At 42.4% G+C, this 17,789-nt stretch carries 18 protein-coding genes; 14 read left to right on the forward strand and 4 right to left on the reverse strand.

All coding sequences use genetic code 11. The annotated features are described in order from the left end of the window. The first annotated feature begins 1 nt into the window (after position 1). From V6669_RS15510 to V6669_RS15540, 7 genes are all read left to right on the forward strand, one after another. Positions 2-655 (forward strand): hypothetical protein, encoded by a 654-nt coding sequence (locus tag V6669_RS15510; protein WP_338586765.1) that lies wholly within the window; start codon positions 2-4, stop codon positions 653-655. Positions 656-828: 173 nt separating this feature from the next. Further along, positions 829-1,569, forward strand: coding sequence for a type I methionyl aminopeptidase (gene map, locus V6669_RS15515; RefSeq protein WP_124114771.1), 741 nt, complete (start codon positions 829-831; stop codon positions 1,567-1,569). A 170-nt stretch (positions 1,570-1,739) separates the two neighbouring features. Next, complete coding sequence (locus V6669_RS15520) at positions 1,740-2,978, forward strand: DUF418 domain-containing protein (protein ID WP_338586766.1); 1,239 nt, start codon at positions 1,740-1,742, stop codon at positions 2,976-2,978. Positions 2,979-3,222: 244 nt separating this feature from the next. Beyond that, entirely contained in the window at positions 3,223-3,501 is a 279-nt protein-coding gene (locus tag V6669_RS15525; RefSeq protein ID WP_338586767.1) for a hypothetical protein, read from the forward strand. 113 nt (positions 3,502-3,614) lie between these two features. Beyond that, on the forward strand, positions 3,615-4,496 hold the full coding sequence (locus V6669_RS15530) for an aminoglycoside phosphotransferase family protein (RefSeq protein WP_338586769.1): 882 nt from the start codon (positions 3,615-3,617) through the stop codon (positions 4,494-4,496). Between the two features lie 98 nt (positions 4,497-4,594). Next, complete coding sequence (locus tag V6669_RS15535) at positions 4,595-4,732, forward strand: hypothetical protein (RefSeq protein WP_338586771.1); 138 nt, start codon at positions 4,595-4,597, stop codon at positions 4,730-4,732. A 2-nt stretch (positions 4,733-4,734) separates the two neighbouring features. Further along, the gene (locus tag V6669_RS15540; protein ID WP_338594961.1) at positions 4,735-5,280 is read left to right on the forward strand and encodes a class I SAM-dependent methyltransferase; all 546 of its coding nucleotides are present in this window, start codon (positions 4,735-4,737) and stop codon (positions 5,278-5,280) included. A 194-nt stretch (positions 5,281-5,474) separates the two neighbouring features. Here V6669_RS15540 and V6669_RS15545 read toward each other — a convergent pair whose 3' ends face one another. Further along, positions 5,475-5,696, reverse strand: a complete 222-nt coding sequence (locus V6669_RS15545) for a hypothetical protein (RefSeq protein WP_338586772.1) — start codon at positions 5,694-5,696, stop codon at positions 5,475-5,477. Positions 5,697-5,737: 41 nt separating this feature from the next. On the opposite strand from V6669_RS15545, the gene V6669_RS15550 reads away from it, so the two are divergent. Both V6669_RS15550 and V6669_RS15555 read left to right on the forward strand, forming a co-directional pair. After that, complete coding sequence (locus tag V6669_RS15550) at positions 5,738-6,592, forward strand: AraC family transcriptional regulator (protein WP_338586773.1); 855 nt, start codon at positions 5,738-5,740, stop codon at positions 6,590-6,592. 187 nt (positions 6,593-6,779) lie between these two features. After that, positions 6,780-7,226 carry a GNAT family N-acetyltransferase gene (locus V6669_RS15555; protein ID WP_338586775.1) on the forward strand — a complete coding sequence of 149 codons (447 nt, stop codon included), beginning with the start codon at positions 6,780-6,782 and terminating at the stop codon, positions 7,224-7,226. 103 nt (positions 7,227-7,329) lie between these two features. On the opposite strand, the gene V6669_RS15560 is transcribed toward V6669_RS15555, so the two are convergent. Together V6669_RS15560 and V6669_RS15565 are read right to left on the reverse strand one after the other, a co-directional pair. Beyond that, a complete protein-coding gene (locus V6669_RS15560) occupies positions 7,330-8,679 on the reverse strand; it encodes a response regulator (protein ID WP_338586776.1) in 1,350 nt (449 codons plus the stop codon). After that, positions 8,679-10,388, reverse strand: coding sequence for a histidine kinase (locus V6669_RS15565; protein WP_338586777.1), 1,710 nt, complete (start codon positions 10,386-10,388; stop codon positions 8,679-8,681). The genes V6669_RS15560 and V6669_RS15565 overlap by 1 nt, the downstream gene beginning before the upstream one ends. 317 nt (positions 10,389-10,705) lie before the next feature. Between V6669_RS15565 and V6669_RS15570 the strand changes: the two genes are divergently transcribed. From V6669_RS15570 to V6669_RS15590, 5 genes are all read left to right on the forward strand, one after another. Further along, positions 10,706-11,590, forward strand: a complete 885-nt coding sequence (locus V6669_RS15570; protein WP_036616097.1) for an ABC transporter permease subunit — start codon at positions 10,706-10,708, stop codon at positions 11,588-11,590. Positions 11,591-11,608: 18 nt separating this feature from the next. Continuing rightward, positions 11,609-12,478 (forward strand): carbohydrate ABC transporter permease, encoded by an 870-nt coding sequence (locus V6669_RS15575; protein ID WP_017688372.1) that lies wholly within the window; start codon positions 11,609-11,611, stop codon positions 12,476-12,478. A 161-nt stretch (positions 12,479-12,639) separates the two neighbouring features. Further along, the gene (locus tag V6669_RS15580; RefSeq protein ID WP_338586780.1) at positions 12,640-14,325 is read left to right on the forward strand and encodes a hypothetical protein; all 1,686 of its coding nucleotides are present in this window, start codon (positions 12,640-12,642) and stop codon (positions 14,323-14,325) included. Positions 14,326-14,396: 71 nt separating this feature from the next. Next, the gene (locus V6669_RS15585; protein WP_338586781.1) at positions 14,397-16,112 is read left to right on the forward strand and encodes a discoidin domain-containing protein; all 1,716 of its coding nucleotides are present in this window, start codon (positions 14,397-14,399) and stop codon (positions 16,110-16,112) included. After that, a complete protein-coding gene (locus tag V6669_RS15590; protein WP_338586782.1) occupies positions 16,093-17,046 on the forward strand; it encodes a family 43 glycosylhydrolase in 954 nt (317 codons plus the stop codon). Before V6669_RS15585 ends, V6669_RS15590 begins: the two co-directional genes overlap by 20 nt. Positions 17,047-17,124: 78 nt before the next feature. Here the strand turns inward: V6669_RS15590 and V6669_RS15595 are convergent, their stop codons facing one another. Further along, the gene (locus V6669_RS15595) at positions 17,125-17,652 is read right to left on the reverse strand and encodes a DinB family protein (RefSeq protein WP_338586783.1); all 528 of its coding nucleotides are present in this window, start codon (positions 17,650-17,652) and stop codon (positions 17,125-17,127) included. Positions 17,653-17,789: the final 137 nt, after the last annotated feature.

Raw genomic sequence — 17,789 nt, forward strand, 5'->3', positions numbered from 1 at the left:
TATGAGCAATCGGATCATCGATTACAATCTTGAGACGATTCCAGAAGGAGCACAACCTCACTCGGTTACTGCTACCCCAGTTCAGATGGGCGGTCGTCAGACATTACGAGTTACGTTAACGGATGAGGTATCCCATGGTGTACCAAACATTGATTTCATCGACATGCCGACATTCTTGAAAATTCCTGTAGAATTTAAAAATGGTACTTTATCGGTGGATATCTTTAGCAAGTTAAGAGATGATGCTCCGGCTTATGCACGCGGATTTGCAGGACTGGCATATCGCATAAGTGACCATACGGATGCCTTTGAAGCCGTTTATATTCGTCCCCTTAATGGCTTAAAGACAAAGCCGGAGGCGCCACGCGACAAACGTGCTCTCCAGTATTTTGCATATCCAGATTGGAAATTCGACCGTCTGAGACAAGAATACCCGGATGGTCGTTTCGAAGCGGGAGCAGACATTGGTCCTGCAGAGTGGGTTAATCTTACATTAGTCATGGATAATTCAAATCTGAAAGCATATATTGGTGGGACCGAGTGTATTTCTATAGATCAGACTAAAGCGACAGTGATCACTGGATATATTGGTCTATTCGTAGATATCGGGACTGAGGCTTTCTTTTCTAATCTTCGCATTACGATCTCCAATTGATCAACGTCATGGTGTGCTACTAAAAACAAAACTGTTTGAACTCATCGGATTTTGATCTGTGAGCTTGATAAAAAAGTTGCGAAGCTTTGCTGCTTTGGATATGATTATCTAATGTTCAATCAAAAAAATACTTATGTAATCAATTAGTGATAAAAGATAGTGAGGTAGAAAAAATGATCGCAAGAACAGAAGAAGATTTTAATGGCTTGAAGGAAATTGGCAAAATTGTGGCTTCAATTAGAGATGAATTGGTTCAAAGAACCATCCCAGGCATAACCACTAAAGAGCTTGATGATTTGGCAGGAGAGCTTTTTGAGAAAGCTGGCGCAGTTTCTGCTCCAAAAAGTGAATATAATTTCCCGGGATTTACTTGTATTAGTGTTAATGAAGAAGTGGCACATGGTATTCCGGGAGATCGGGTTATTCAAGAAGGGGACATCGTCAATATTGATGTGTCTGGCTCCAAGAACAGTTATTTTGCAGATACGGGAATCTCGTTTGTCGTAGGCGAAGGTGCAGAAGTGTTAACGAAAATATGCGACGTTGTTAAACTGGCATTTGAAGCAGGTCTTAAAAAAGCAAAACCAGGCTCCAAAAAAAGTGGAATCGGAAAAGCCGTATTCCAAACTGCCAGACAGCATGAATTAACGGTTATTAAAAACCTTACAGGACATGGTGTTGGACGTGGAATACATGAAGCACCTGACCACATCTATAATTATAATGATCCATCGGATGATGAATTGTTAAAAGAAGGCATGGTTATCGCATTCGAGCCATTTATCTCCACTTCAGAAGAAGAAGTAGAACAAACGGGAGACGGCTGGACCTTTGTTACTAAAAACAGCTATGTAGCTCAAATAGAACATACCATTATTCTTACCAAGAATGGTCCGATTATTGTCACTCTTTAAGGTGTTCAAACTGAAAGTCGCTAAATTTAGCGACTTTTTTTGTCTTTGTTTTATTGGTACGTTATAACAGATCGTATTATAAACCCTTGCTTATTAATTTATGTTGAAATTATGGAAGGATTTAACGTATATTTAGATCTGATCTTTATGTTATAGACAGAGGTGATTGATTGAGCACATCAAAAAAGCGCGTTCAAGTCATTGATGGACTGCGCGGATTCAGTCTGGCCGGCATTGTGCTGGCGAATATGCTGGCTTTTCAATATGGAATGTATGGCCAGAGTAAACCCGAACTGTTCGGGATCGGCGGAGCTGATCAGGCTTTCCTCTCGTTCCTGCTGATCACTGTAGTGGGCAGTTTTATGCCGATTTTTGCATTTATGTTTGGCTTCGGAATGGTTAAGCTCTCGGAAAGCCTAAAATCACGAGATTTACGACCAAAGTGTCATCTGGCACGCCGTTTTCTACTACTGTTTGGAATCGGATTACTGCACATCATCTATCTGTGGGAAGGGGATATCCTGACATTTTATGGTGTACTCGGTTTCTTCTTGCTCATGTTTCTTAATCGGAAGCCCAAAACGCTGCTCATTTGGGCGGTACTGCTACTCATCGGAGCGGGCATACTTGGTATCCCGGCATCTAATCCGATGAACCCGCTGGCTACTGAGTCCATTCATATGGAGAACTACATCATTCAAAGTCAGGATGTCTACGGCAACGGTACATACGCGGAAATCAGAAATTTCAGTAATAACGGCGATCCATTCGGCGGGGATTTGGAGCTGTCATTTGCCTTGTTGATCCTGCTGTTAGCCCCACTCATGACAGTACCGATGTTCCTGCTCGGTATGCACGCTGCCAGAATCGGCACGTTTAGCGATCCCCAAACGATGCGGAGTAAGTATCTTCGCCGGGCATTGTTATTGATTCCAGTAGGTTTGATACTCAAAGCATACGGCGTATTGGCTCCACAATTGGGTGCGGAAGGTTGGCTTGGTATCGGAATCGGGGGGACGCTTGGAGGAACATTGCTTGCACTGGGATACATATACGCATTTGCACTGTTGTATGCGGGAAACCGCCGTTCCAGCCTGTTGGGCAGGTTTGAGGCAGTTGGCCGTCTCTCGTTGACGAATTATCTGATGCAGAGCGTAATCTGTACGACAATTTTCTATGGATATGGCCTGGGACTGTTTGGAAGTGCTGGCGTGTTTATCGGAGCAATTATTGCGCTTGCTGTCTACGGCATTCAATTGTGGCTCAGTCCGCTATATCTTAAGAAATTTAGCAATGGTCCTCTCGAGTATATCCTACGGATTTGGACTTATCTGTCCTGGAAAGGGCAGCCAAGAAAGAAGAAAAGATCGAATTTAACTACGAATGAAAACGCGCCTGGTGTCCAGTAAGCATAAAGTGTTATCGTGAAACGCAAAAAGAAGCTCGTTCTACCAAAAGAAAGGGCTTCTTAATGCCGTAACGATCATCTTCCTAAACTTAAAGCAAGACGAATTATACACTTAACGTTGACGTTGGACTGAAGAATAAGATATACCCTTAGTGTTTCCTGTTATAATTAGTAATTATTTATAGATTCAACATATCAACCCTAATACATAAGCTAACTATTATAGTGCGGACAGTGGTAAGGTAATGCAAAATGAAAGTTGGAGCATATACATTCAACTGTTTCCACTCAAGCTTGAAAGGATCATTATTGTGCTAAAAATAATTAATTTTCTTCTTTTCTTGCTGATCATTTGGGTAGTCATCTTTTATCCTTTTCGTTTAGCTTGGTTTGAAGGTTTGAAACAGATTCCTGCAGATCTTCATGGTGTTTATTTACTTTTCTTGTTCTTTGGGTATCTGATCTGTTCATCTGCTATGGGACTTATGGTTGGCAAGATGTTTTTTAAAGGAAAAGAGCAATAACAGATTTGCATTCAGGAAAATATTTTTCATAGAATAATCTGCCTTGATCCATGTATTCTTTTCGCGACCTCGTAATAAAATCGGAAGAAATCTTCCAAAACAGGAGGCGACATATGAATACCATTCTAAAAGTTATAGAAAAGCTAAAGTTGAATGTCTTAAATATCGAAGATGTTCCAGAGTCGTTTAGTTCTGATGTATACAAACTTACTCTCGTCAGTGGAGAAAACGTGTTTGTGAAAATCCCCTTTAATAAGGATAAACTATTCCGTGAATTTCAGATGCTTGAACAATTAAAGGGTGTAATACCGGTTCCTAAGGTATTGGACATATGGTACGGGGATGAAGGTGCTGCTGGAGCTTTGCTCCTTTCAGCAATTCAGGGTATGCCTTGTACAGGAGAGATTGATGAGAAACTTTCTTTTCAGATTGGCGTGTATCATGCTATGCTCCATGAGGTTAATACTCCTGGGTATGGTTACCATGTAACAGATGGTTTTAAGTTACTTGACCAAAATAATTGGAGATTACATATCAAAAGTAATTTTGAAAAGTGGAAAGAGCCATGTAAAGAAATTCTCGACTCTGAATTGTATGAGAGATGTATTCATCACTTTGATGGAGTTTTCTCTGCTTTACCGCATCCTGACGGACCATGCATTGTTCACATGGATTTTAGACCAGGTAATATATTGGTGAATGGTAACGAGGTTGCTGGCATTATTGATTTCGAGAGTGCTCGTAGTGGTTCCTCGGAAATAGATTTCACAAAAGTTAATCGATATATTTGGAAAGCCAATCCAAGAACAAAGATACCGTTCATTAAAGGTTATCAATCGATTCGACCTATGTTGGCTCTGGAAAGAGTGCTGCCATTTTACGATTTTTACGATGCTTTCAGCGCAGTTGTTTGGTGTAAAAAAAGAGGCATTGAAAAAAATCATACGTTCCTTCAAGAGAATATTCTTATTTTAAGGAATTCGGTGGAGTGTTGAGTATAGTTGTTTATATAGGATAGGGCGTCAGCCCATATTCTACTATAGAATTGTATGCGCTCTCATAACAGGGTAATAGAAGGGAGATTTGACTTAGTATGAATGAACAAAGTGCTAAAAATAAGGTAGCTTGGGAACATCGGGCATATGAGTTTTGGAACAAACGAGATGGTTCACCTAAGGAAAAAGGATTGCTAACCTATGTGGTTCAAACGGAAGAAAAGCAGTCCCAATAGCTCTGTTAGGCGCAGATGTAACCGTATTTGATATATCTGAAGAAAACAAAAAATATGCTCTAGAACTGGCAGATTCCGCTAATGTCTCTATACAATATGTTGTTACTGACATTTATGATATAGATTTAGAAAAGTATAGTGGTCATTTTGACATGTTATATTTGGAAGGCGGAATTTTACACTATTTCAATGACATTGAAAAATTCATGTCTCTACTGTTCTCATTACTTAAAGATGATGGTGTAATGATTTTGAGTGACTTTCATCCTTTAAGAAGATGTTTCGTATCCTCTAATTCTCAAATCGAATACCCAATCCAACAAAACTACTTTGACGAAGAATTACATAGTGGGGATGTAGCATATAAACATTATTTCGATGAGGATGAACAACAAGACTTTCCAGATGTTTCGATTAGGCTGTATACCCTTAGCGAAATAATAAATTCCGTTATTACATCTGGCTTTAATATAAAGAAATTTGATGAGCATCGTGGTTGGGAAAATGAGAACATTCCATGGGAATTTACAATTGTCGCTAATAAATAAACTGAATGTTCTATCCCTAAAAAGAACCATTCCTTTGACTGTCGGAGTGGATTCTTTTTTTATCATAGGGAATAAGGGAATCAGTACAAAGTTAAAAAACAAAAATGGTTCGTTTAGACACCTTAGCCCGGAAGACACGCACGTAAAAAGTTCTATTATTTTCTACCTGAATACTGTAATGAATGGATACTTTTTTAGGTGAAATCCAACTTATATGTCGATATACTTCGCAACATGGATTGCGCAAGCGTACGAATAAGATACGCTGGGAAAACCAGTCCCATAGTTGTACTTCCAGATGATTCGCTCATGTCTAGTTTGTTCTTGATTACTCCAGTGATGACCCGGTGAACCATATCATATATAAGGGCAAGTTTTTGGCTGACTTTTTCGTGCAGAAATTGCAAGGTATTCATTATTTGTTTCCCATAAAATGACCTTGAAGGGAGGGAATACGATGGATTGGTTAGACAGGATGAATAGTGCCATGGAGTATATCGAAACAAATCTAGAAAACACTATTTCATTTGATAAAATAGCACAGAGAGCCTGTTGCTCTACCTATCATTTTCAAAGAATGTTTCCATTTATTACTGGCGTATCGTTATCGGAGTACATTCGACGTCGACGGTTGACGTTGGCAGCATTCGAACTGCAGACAACAGACTCAAAGGTTATTGATGTAGCCATGAAATATGGATATGATTCGCCGGAGGCGTTTGCACGGGCCTTTAAAAATCTTCATGGCATTATGCCTACATCTGCACGCGATACAGGCGTTTCTCTGAAAGCCTATCCTCGAATGTCCTTTCATATTTCAATAAAAGGGGATGTCGAAATGAATTACCGTATTGAGCAAAGAGATTCTTTTGAGATGTTTGGAGTATATGGAATTATAAATGCAGACCAGAAAACAGCGTTCTCTGAAGTTCCTCAATTCCGTATAAAATGTGATGAAGATGGCAGCGTTGATCTTATGAACGACTTACTGGGACGTTTTGGTGACACCATGTTACATGCTGCCCTTTATGATCACACGAAAGAATCTTTCAAATACATGATCTGTTATCATGTACCTAAGGGGCTTGAAATTCCGGAGAGATTCACAAAACTTGCTGTTCCAGCATCAATGTGGGCAGTTTTCCCGGAGCCGCAGAGTGATATGCAAAAATTATGGCAACGAATCTATTCTGAGTGGTTTCCGACATCTGAATACGAACAGGTTGAGGGCCCTACATTTGAAATGTATTATGGAATGGCACGGCATGGGAATGTTTCAGGAGAAATCTGGATACCTGTGAAGAAAAAATAACCCTCTTATGCGAGCGAAATGCAGGCGTTAACGAAGATGAAAACTGAACAAATTTAGATTAATAAAGGGTCATCCCGACAAAGGATGCCCCTTTAACTTGCTATTACTGACAGCGCGGAGAACCTTAACGCAAGTAGAGGGATACGGGATATTGTTCGATTATTTTATCTTGAGGAGGTTGTTTAGTATGGATATTAAAATACGAGAAATTATATCAGATGACTATGCTGAAGTTGTTTATTTATGGAATGATGTACTTGAAATTCGTAATGTTAATGATGCAAACTTCCGAGTGACTATGGAAGAGATGAATAAGGTAGGGAATTACAAATCATTTGTCGCATTGATAGAAAATAATGTGGTCGGTTTTGTAACTATTGTACAGTCATTATCTGTAGGAGTTCCAATTGGTTATCTACATATTCAGGCGCTTGCTGTTAAAAGGGAGTTGCAAAATAGCGGGATAGGTACAAAACTACTAAGACAGACTGAAAATTATGCTAAAGAACGGGGAATATCAAGTATTATTTTATGCAGCGGTATGAAGCGAACCAACGCCCATGCTTTTTATGAGCATAACGGCTATGACAGAGATTCATATTGCTTTGATAAGATGATCGACTTAACCCATTAATTGCACTACAAAGACCCAACTCACTCTTTAGACTGAAGAGTGGAAGTTGGGCTTTTTCGGTACTGCATTGGACATATCATTTGTGTAACATATACAACCGAAGTCATTGATGGATCATATTTCTGCGGTACTGATAGGGCGTAACTCCGTATTCCACTTTGAACAACTGAATAAAATATTGATTTTTTCGGTAACCAACCATTTGCGCTATATCGGCTACACGAAGTGCCGAATCTTGAAGCAGTTGAGAAGCCTTCTCCAATCTTTTCCTGGAAATGTAGTTTGACACATTTTCGCCTGTCTCCTGTTTAAACAGTTTGGAAAAGTAGACGGGATGGAGATGTGCAACTTTCCCCAGTTCATCCAGGCTAAGGCCATGTGACAGATGCTCTTCGATATACGTTTGCACTTTGTCAACGATGGTTTGAATGGACATCTGTTTGTTGTTTCTGATCCGACTGACCCGATCCATGAGAGTTGAGGATAGTTCATCAGGATACCGTAACTGGTTGAATATCCAATCCACGGTTTCAGAGTCATCCCGAACCGTGTCCGCCAGATATACATATAGAATGGTCTCCATGAGAAATATTATTTTTTGCTTTCGGAGACGGATTTGATCATATTTTTTAATGATATTTCCCGCCGACTCCCAATCACCGCATGACGGAGAATGGTTGAATATGCCATTGAAGTCTTCTAAGTGTACGTCCTCATTAAGAAAGAACCTGTAGAACATCTGCCGGGTCACGTTTCGGTCGGTCAATGAAAAGGGAGGAGACGCGACTGATTGCTCCAGTTTGATGGTCAGTTCTGCAGCAGCCTCTTCCGGAACAAGACCGAACAGTCGCGTTCCCGCATTCCAAACGAGACGATTCAATTTATCTCCGACAGCATGTTTTATAGCATCCTCATGTTCCTGTGTAAAACCCTCTAGCTTGAAGCAGCACATACGACGACGCCCTAAAAATTCAGTATAAACATCATATTGCTTCCTTAATGTCTCGTTATGACCAAGAAGTGATAGCAGAAACGCCAATCCATCGAAGTTCTCCCATGCGATCGATTGAACGGGCCGTGTCTTTGTAATATTGTTGATGGCTTTGGACATGGCTTTCTCCACATCATCTTTGTCGACAGGTTTGAGCAGGTAATCGAGCGCACCTAAACGAATTCCTTGTTGCGCATATTCGAACTCGGAGTAGCCGGAAAGGATGATCACTTTGGTTGGCAAGTTATGTTGGTGGATATGTTGAAGCAGATCAATACCAGAGACCTCAGGCATTCGGATGTCAGTGATCAGAATATCGATGTGGTTTTGAGTCAACATATCTCGGGCATCAATCGAATTGGTCATCGTCTCGATCTGATCAATGCCAAAGGTGTTCCAATCGAGTAAGTGCTTCATATATTCAACGACATAATGTCCGTCATCCACAATTAATAAACGCATTAGTTATCTCCTTTCACCACGGGAATGCTGATGAGCAGCAGGACGGACAAGCCGCCCCAATCATTAGTACCAAAATGTAACCCGCTACGTTCGCCGTACGTATTTTTCAGACGTCGATTTACATTCCAGAGCCCTACGCCTTTAATTCCTTCAGGCGGGGTATCACTCTCAAGCCGAGCCTCCAGGCTGCGGATATCATCCAGCGAAAGACCTTTTCCGTCATCGGAGACCTTGATCGTTATCGCAGTCTCTGTCTGTTTGACATCAATTGTTACCCGATGCGCACCTTGTTGTCCTTCAATTCCATGTTGAATCGCATTTTCCACCACTGGCTGGATGATCAACGGCATAAGGGGAAGCGAGGCCAGTTCTGGTGGCAGATCAATGCTGTACTCCATTTTTTTGCTGAGAGCCATAATGATCAGGAAATGTTCCGCAAACTGAAGCTCGCTTTCCAGCGTAACTTCATGCCGGTCCAACTTGGTTAAATAACGATAATATTCAGCTAGATGTTTGCTCATGCGCATGACAGAATCAGGTGAAAACTGAGCCACCGACATGATGAAAAACAAACTGTTGTACAAAAAATGAGGATTAATCTGAGCTTGAAGTTGTTGAAGTTCCGCACTTCGTCTTAGTTCCGTTTCAGTCTTCAAGGATACAAACAGATCCTGGATCTCGGTAACCATATGATTAAAACTTCTAAACAAGCTGTAAAACTCTCTATCCGTATTTTCGGTAATACGTGTATTGTGATTGCCTTGTTCGACCTGTGAAAACTTCCTCTCCAACAAACGAATATTACGGTAATAGTTCCGGTAAAACGTAAAGATTACAACCAAACCAAGCGTGAAAACGGCTAAAATGCTGGCAAAAAATACTTTACGGTTACGGTCAATCGGTTGCAGAAAATCATTTGTCTGTGTATATGTAATCAGGTAGGCGTCGATTGATTCAATATATCGGGAAAGAACATAGTAATCGTCCGAATTGGTATGATAATCATATTTCAAAGTGATCTCTGGCTGGGGCGTAAGCATTTCAGTAACCGCTTTCAACAGATCATTATCGACTTTTTTCTCACTCCATATTTGTTGGGGGTTAAAGAGAAAAAAAGCGTTTGAGCTGTCGTTGTTCACAGCCTTTTTCAGCAGATTTTTCAAATAATCGGTATTCAGCTTTACACCAACGACGTACTGAGTCGGTTCATTTTGTCCGGATTTTTGGATGTAAGGGTAGAGGGCAAAGTAATACAAGCTATTGCCGACAATTTGCCATCCCCGCTCATGAACATCCTTGAACGGAAGTCTCGCTTCCGGTGTATTGTTCGTGGACAGAAACGTTTCTTCAGACTTCCAGTAAATGCCGATCGATTCAATCGATCGACTGGATAGGAGCGTTTGCCGCAAGCGATCAACGATATCGTTTTTCTTCATTTGGGAATCGTAATTGCTCAGCTCAATAACATGTCTCTGATAAAACCGAACATCACTGTCAGCTGCATACTGAACCCCGTACATATTTGCCTCGTACATAATTCCGTCAAGAATGCCTTTCACATAATCAAGCTGGTTTTTGGAAGCTCCAATCAGATTTTCTTCAAGTGTCTTGGAGCTCAATCGGTTCATTACGAAAAACAAACTCAACGTCAGCAGCAGAAAAAAAACAAAGAAATAGATGAATCGTTTCATATACATTTTTCTGATCATATGTGTTTCCTTTCATATCGCCAAACGTAGAAGTTCAAACTCCAGATCGGATTAACTTTAATATAAGCCAAACCTTCGAAAAGCGGAAGGGTAGCATTGGTGATAAATGAAAGCGGTTTTAAAATGCTTCAGGGCGGGGTTATGATCTTGAAATTTTGGCATTTTGGAATGAAAGCGCTTTTGTTAAGCTTATCTTCAAGGATCTCTTTCGAAAATCCATCATAGAGGAGGTATGCAACATTAACGAGATTGTGCCCGCCAGATCCGCGAAACAAACAAAAACAAAGCTTTCCCAGCGGACTTCATTCAAAAAGGAAATCAAGAAAAGCTGGCCTTTGTACGTTCTGTGTATTCCCGCATTTGTGTTTGTGTGCATCTTTTCTTATGGCCCGATGGTAGGTTTGCTTATGGCATTTCAGGACTACAAACCATGGTTGGGCATCACAGGTTCCCGGTGGATCGGGTTAGATAATTTCGAACGAATTTTCCAGTACAAAGAAGCCACACAAGCGATCGTTAATACGTTAATTATCGCCGTTTCCAAAATTATCGTTGGTATTATCGTTCCGATTGTCATGGCTATTCTACTGAGCGAGATCCGAAATATGGGCATTAAGAAAAGTGTACAGACACTGGTGTATCTACCGCATTTCTTGTCCTGGGTTACTGTGGCAGGGTTGATGATCGACATTCTGGGATTAGACGGAGGAATCAATCACATCTTAACCCGGATTTTCGGGAACGATCCCATTTACTTCTTGGGTGATCCTGATCTGTTTCGGTTCACGGTTGTGATCAGCGATGTGTGGAAGAGCTTTGGTTTTGGCATGATTGTCTACTTAGCGACCATTGCAGGGATTAATCCATCTTATTACGAAGCGGCCGAGATCGATGGGGCCACACGCCGGCAGCAAATTCGATACGTTACCTTGCCTAGCATGTTGCCCATGATTATCGTCATTTCTACGCTGAGTCTGGGCAATATTCTGGACGCGGGCTTTGATCAAGTCTTCAATCTGTACAATCCGCTTGTCTACAGTACAGGAGATATCATTGACACCTATGTCTACCGTTCATCCTTGTTAAACGGGCAATACGGCTTCGGAACCGCTGTAGGACTGTTCAAATCGGGGATTAGCTTGATCTTGATCGTTGTCTCTTATAGGCTGGCCTATAAGTATGCCAATTACAAAATATTCTAACTAGGAGGGAGAGGGATCATGTACCATAAGACGACAGGTTATAGAGTATTCTCCTATTTTAATTACGCGTTCATGATACTGGCTGGTCTGGCGTGTTTTCTTCCACTGCTTCATCTGTTGGCACAATCGCTCAGCAGCAAAGCGGCTATTAGCGGTAATATGGTTTCATTTTGGCCAGTCGGGTTCAATGTGGACGCCTATGTAAAAACGTTCAACAATTCTAATTTCAACGGTGCCATGCTGACATCCATCACTCGAACCGTACTGGGTACAACCATCAGCATGTTTATCCTTACCTGTGCAGGATATGCCTTGTCCAAGGAATTCCGGGGACGCAACGTGCTCATGTGGTTTTTTATCTTCACCATGCTCTTCTCGGGGGGATTGATACCTTCTTACATATTGATCACAGCCCTTGGATTAAAGGACACCATATGGGCGCTTGTGCTTCCAGGCGCTTTTGGTGCTTATAATTTGATTCTTCTCGTTAATTTTTTCAAAACGATTCCAAAAGCCTTGGAAGAAGCAGCTTTCATTGACGGAGCGTCCTTTTTCGTAATTCTCAGCAAAATATATTTACCATTATCTCTGCCTGGCATCGCGACCGTATCCCTGTTCATTATGGTGGGGCACTGGAACTCCTGGTTTGATGGGATATTGTACATGTCGGATGCAAGTAAGTATCCGCTGGCTTCGTTCTTACAGACCGTTGTCGTGCAGAGCAATATGCAAAATATGGCGATGAGCCAGTCTGAAGTCGCTGCAATGTCGGAACAAAGTATCAAAGCAGCTCAAATTTTCGTCAGCACACTACCGATCATTTTGGTCTATCCTTTTTTACAACGATATTTCGTGAAGGGAATTGTACTAGGTGCCGTCAAAGAATAGTTAGGATGACGAAAAATTGGATCGCTATATAAATTCAACTAAAATTTACACGATAACAGCGATCAGAAGGTTGTTCTGTCATCGGAGTGCCAGTGTAAATATGCAATTAGTTGAACTTATATAGAAAACAAATTGAGTATAAGTGAAGGGGGCATGTTTCTATGAAGAAAAGAACTGATTTATGGAAAATGGTAAGTATGGTTATGCTGTCGGCTATTCTTGTGGCTGGCTGTAGCAAAGGGGAGAGTGCTTCCGAGACCGCGCCGGCATCGGTGCTCAAAGATGGAAAATATGATCCACCGTTTACGATCACCATCGCCAAACAACAGGATGAAAATGCTGGAAAGTACATCAACGGTGAGACGTTAAATGACAATGTATTGACCCGCTGGGGCGAACAAAACCTGGGTATCAAAATCCAAACCACCCTGCTGGGAGGTGATGCTTCACAATACAATACCAAACTGCGGCTGGCGTTGACGGGTTCCGAGAAGCTGCCAGACGTTCTGCCCGTCTATGACACCATGCTGGTCAATGATCTGATTGAGTCGGGGCAAGTCAAGGAGATTACAGAAGACATCTCAACCTACATGCCTGACCGGATAAAAGAAATATACAAACAATACCCGACCACCTTCAATCCAGTGGTTAGGGAGGGCAAGGTCTACGGGATGGCGATCGCGCCGAATCTGACGGAAGGCGAAGTCATGTTAATTCGCCAAGATTGGTTGGACAGATTAAATTTAAAAGCGCCAACAACGATTGAAGAGTTTGAGCAAGTCATCGCGGCGTTCACTAATGAGGATCCAGATGGGAACGGCAAGAAAGACACATACGGCTTTACTTTTTCAGGTAAAGATTCCTACAACACGGGATGGGTCAGCGATCCGGTCATGATATTCAGTGCATTTACGGGCAAACATCTTCCAAGGCAATGGCATAACGACAATGGCAAACTCACCTATGGATCTGTGGCTCCTGGCAACAAAGAGGCACTTGCCAAGTTACGCGAGTGGTATGCCAAAGGGTACTTGAACAAAGAATTGGCCACCCAAGGGGCCTGGGATGCGCTGTCTGATTTTACGGAGGGGAAAGCTGGTATCATCATTGGTCGTCCTTGGCTTTACGACAGCGTGAAGGACGTAGAGAAAAATGTGGAGGGTGCAAAAATTAGTGCTTATCCGACCATTCAAGGCGTGAGCGGTGATAAGACCTATCAGTCCGCCCAATTAAACGATGGCGTGTTCATGTTTAACAAGGACTTTCAGAACATGGAAGCCTTCTTCCTATACTACGATAAAATGTACGACGCGGCGTTCAGCACGGGTGATTTTAAATACGGCTACGCGCAGGGATACGATTACGATATCGTTAACGATGAAGTCACTTTTGATCCAACGAAATTTAATACGCCATTAGAGGCTGTGCAAGGCGTTGGCAAAATGGCATTTACCAAAAATACACCGAGTGTTGATGGCCCCGGTCAATCCTACTACGATCTGGCGAATGGAGTTAAAGCCGACACGGGTGTCCTCATTCAGAGCGCCTCGAAGGATCAAACGACGCAGGACGGATATCGGATTTCTTATGAAAACAGGGATGTTTTACTGCCAAATGAGTTTAACGGTCCACCAACGCCAACGATGCAAAATGTGTGGGAACAGTTGACCACCATGGAACAAGAGACGTTCACCAAAATCATATATGGCAATGAGCCGCTTGAAGCATTTGATACCTTTGTGAAACAGTGGCATGAAAAAGGCGGAGACACCGTGATCGAAGAAGTTAACGAATGGTACAACCAAGCCAGCGAGACGGATGTAATGACACTGATGAATTTGAAATAAAGTCAAGTTTCACCTGGATCAGCCTTCCGGCAACAGGAAGGTTGGTCTTCTAAAAAAGGAGATGATGAGACATGATCAAAGGTAAATCGTGGATGGCTATCGTCATTGCATTGATGTTGTTAACAGTGCATTTAACGTCCTCAGCTCAAACCGTTCATGCTGCTGGTGAAGAGACTCATATTGCTGCAACACTGTTTGTGCTGAAGAATGAATCCGAAGTATCCAATGCCAAAATCCATTGGGCACCTGTCCAGGGAGCGACTGCATACGAGTTGTATAGATCCGAGAACGATGAACCCTATCAGTTATTACAGACCTTAAACGGTATAACGACGGATGATTATGACCTCAACATAGGTAACACGTACAAGTATCAAGTGAAGGCATATGGCGGAACTTCCTTGTTAACCTCCGCTGTCTCGCCAGAATATACCCCTTACAGCCTTCCAGAAGACCTCACAACTTTTGATAACACAACGCAATCAACGCTTATGCTCCCGAATGAACTTAAAGTGGGGGATACCTATTACAGATTTAATTTCGTGCAAAAGTCATCAGGTGGTTTTGGAGAAATGATTCAACAGACATCAACGGATGACATCACCTACGGTAACGACAAAGTGGTCCTTTCTTACACGGATCATCCCGATCTGGCGAATTCTAAATTTGAGGGGATTAATATCCTCTACCATGCGCCTACGAACAAATTTGTTTTTTGGGCTCACTATGAGAACAGTACAGACTACACACTTGCCAGGGTATCTGTGGCTTCGGCCACACCTGGAGAAGAGTTTACATTTCACAAAAGCTTTCGACCTGAAGGAAACGAATCCAGAGATATCTCGATTTTCAAAGATGATGATGATTCGGCGTATCTGATCTCTACCGCCAATAATAATTCGGACACCATCTTATATAAGTTAACCTCCGATTGGTTGGATGTGGATCATCAAGTTTCTGTTATTTATCAGAATCAACACAGGGAACTGCCCAAGATGATCAAAAAGGATGACATTTATTACTTGTTCTCTTCCCAAGCGGCAGGTTGGTATCCGAGTATACCTTTGTATTCATCTGCAACAAACATAGACGGAGATTGGTCTGAATTACGGACGATTGGCAACACGTCAACCTTCTCGGCGCAGTCGGGTTCCGTCATGCGGGTGAAGCCAGATACGGGTAACAACGTGGTTATGGTTGCGTATCGCTGGATGTTCGGCTGGGCAGGCACGCAAAATGGAACAACGGAGGAACGACTGCTGCCCGTTTGGTTCTCTGATGGTTACGCATTTTATGATTATTTTGATCAAGTGCTGTACAACACGAGCGATGATATCGTTGTTCCTGTTCAGAATGGAAAACTGCTGTCACAAGGTAAACCTGCAACAGCGCAAACAGCTACCGGAACGAACCCGGCAAGTTATGCTAATGATGGTAACTATCAAACCGAATGGGTCGGCACAGGCAGCTCCTGGCCACATTGGTGGAAGGTCGACCTTGGCTCTGTTCAACAATTGAATAATGTGCAAATCTCCTGGTGGATGCAAAAAGGCTCCGAAGGATTTTACAAATATAAAATTGAGACCAGTACGGACAATGTGAACTGGACCGTGGCATTGGATCGAACCAATAATACATCTTACGGTTTCACATCAGATACGCTATCGAGCACTACTGCCAGGTATGTACGAATTAATATGCAAAATGCGGCACTTCATAACAACCCTAACAATTGGTACACACCAAGGCTATGGGAGGTGAAGATATTTGGAACAAGCGCAGAATAATCAATTAACCAATGGCGGCATCTGGAATGATTCAAGCGGTCAGCCCATCCATGCCCATGGTGGACATATGTTATTCCATGACGACTATTATTACTGGTATGGCGAAGATCGGAGAGACGATATATATGTGAGTTGTTACCGTTCCAAAGATCTATTCAACTGGGAGTTTCGAAACCATATCTTAACGACCTCTACGCCAGCTGCACCCATTCGAGTAAGGACGAATCTGGCATTAGTGAACGATAAAGGTGGAAAGGTGAATCTTGAACGGCCTAAAGTACTTTTCAACACGGTGACAAAGAAGTTCGTCCTCTGGGTTCACTATGAGAATGGTAATAATTACAACGATGCCGCATGCGCCATTGCCACATCGGATTCTCCGGATAGCCATTTCGTGTATCATGGCAGCTTTAATCCGTACGGGTATATGTCGCGTGACTGCACGCTCTTTCAGGACGATGACGGGACAGCATATTTTATTTCGGCTGCCAGAGACAATGCGGACCTGCACATCTATCGTCTGCAGAAGGATTATCTTAATGTAGAAAGTCTTGTCGGAAAGCTGTGGCAAGGGGAATATCGGGAGGTGCCAGCTGTCTTCAAACGGAATGGCAAGTATTATATGCTGACCTCATTTTGCACAGGCTGGGACCCCAATCAAGGGAAATACGCGATGGCGGATACGATGGATGGACCATGGGGGATGCTAAGCGATTTTGGCGATGAAACGACTTACCGAACGCAGCCAGCGTTTGTGCTGAAACGAACAGCGGAGGAGTACCTATACTTTGCAGATCGCTGGAACGGATCGGATTATTTTCAATCCAGCTATGTGGTCCTGCCCATTGAATTCAATGAAGACATTCCGATTTTGAATGATTATTCCACGTTATCTTTGGAAGAGGATACACTTCTGATTCATTTTGAACGATAATTCGAACGATAAAACGACTGATGAGAAAAGACTTTGATCCTACTGCGAATGCAGGTTCAAAGTCTTTTTGGATGAATTTTATAATTTCAAGTCTAACGAATAGCAATCGCGAAGTACGGATAAATGGTGGAGCTCATGTCCAGCCATAACAAATGCAATCGATCGAGCTGAAGCAGGATTATCACTGACGATCCCTTTACAGAGCCATGCTTCCGGGGTGAGGCGACGGAGCATAAGAATGGTTGAGCGACGTGTGACGGTATACTCTTCGCTCAAATCGGCCAGGGTATATGCATTGAAAGGGTGGGTCTGCATAAGCACGTCCTGATCGTAACCGGGATGATTCGCTTGGTCACCTCGGGCGATGCGAAGCAATCGGCTGCTCATGATGCGTTCGTTATCCAAAAGGTGGCCGATGACCTCTTTCACGCTCCATTTGTCTTCGGCGTACCGATAATTTGCTTGCTCCTCTGTCAATGAAGAGAGCAAAGTTGGTACGATGTTGGCTTGCAGCTCTAAGCGTTCGATGATGTTTCCTTCAGGAACAAGCTGGATGTACCCTTCATAATAAGCTGCATATTCATCTGTAGTTGGTCTTTCAACCATGGTAATGCCTCCTTTGGGATTCAAAACTCTGGAATATATTGTATCATATATCCTACAGCATGAAATTAGCCCCTCCACTTTATGAGCGGAAGGGCCGTTTCATGTGATTTGAACAGTTTATATCGTTCGGTTGTAAC

It is taken from the genome of Paenibacillus sp. Y5S-9, assembly GCF_036894235.1.
Classification (GTDB): domain Bacteria; phylum Bacillota; class Bacilli; order Paenibacillales; family Paenibacillaceae; genus Paenibacillus.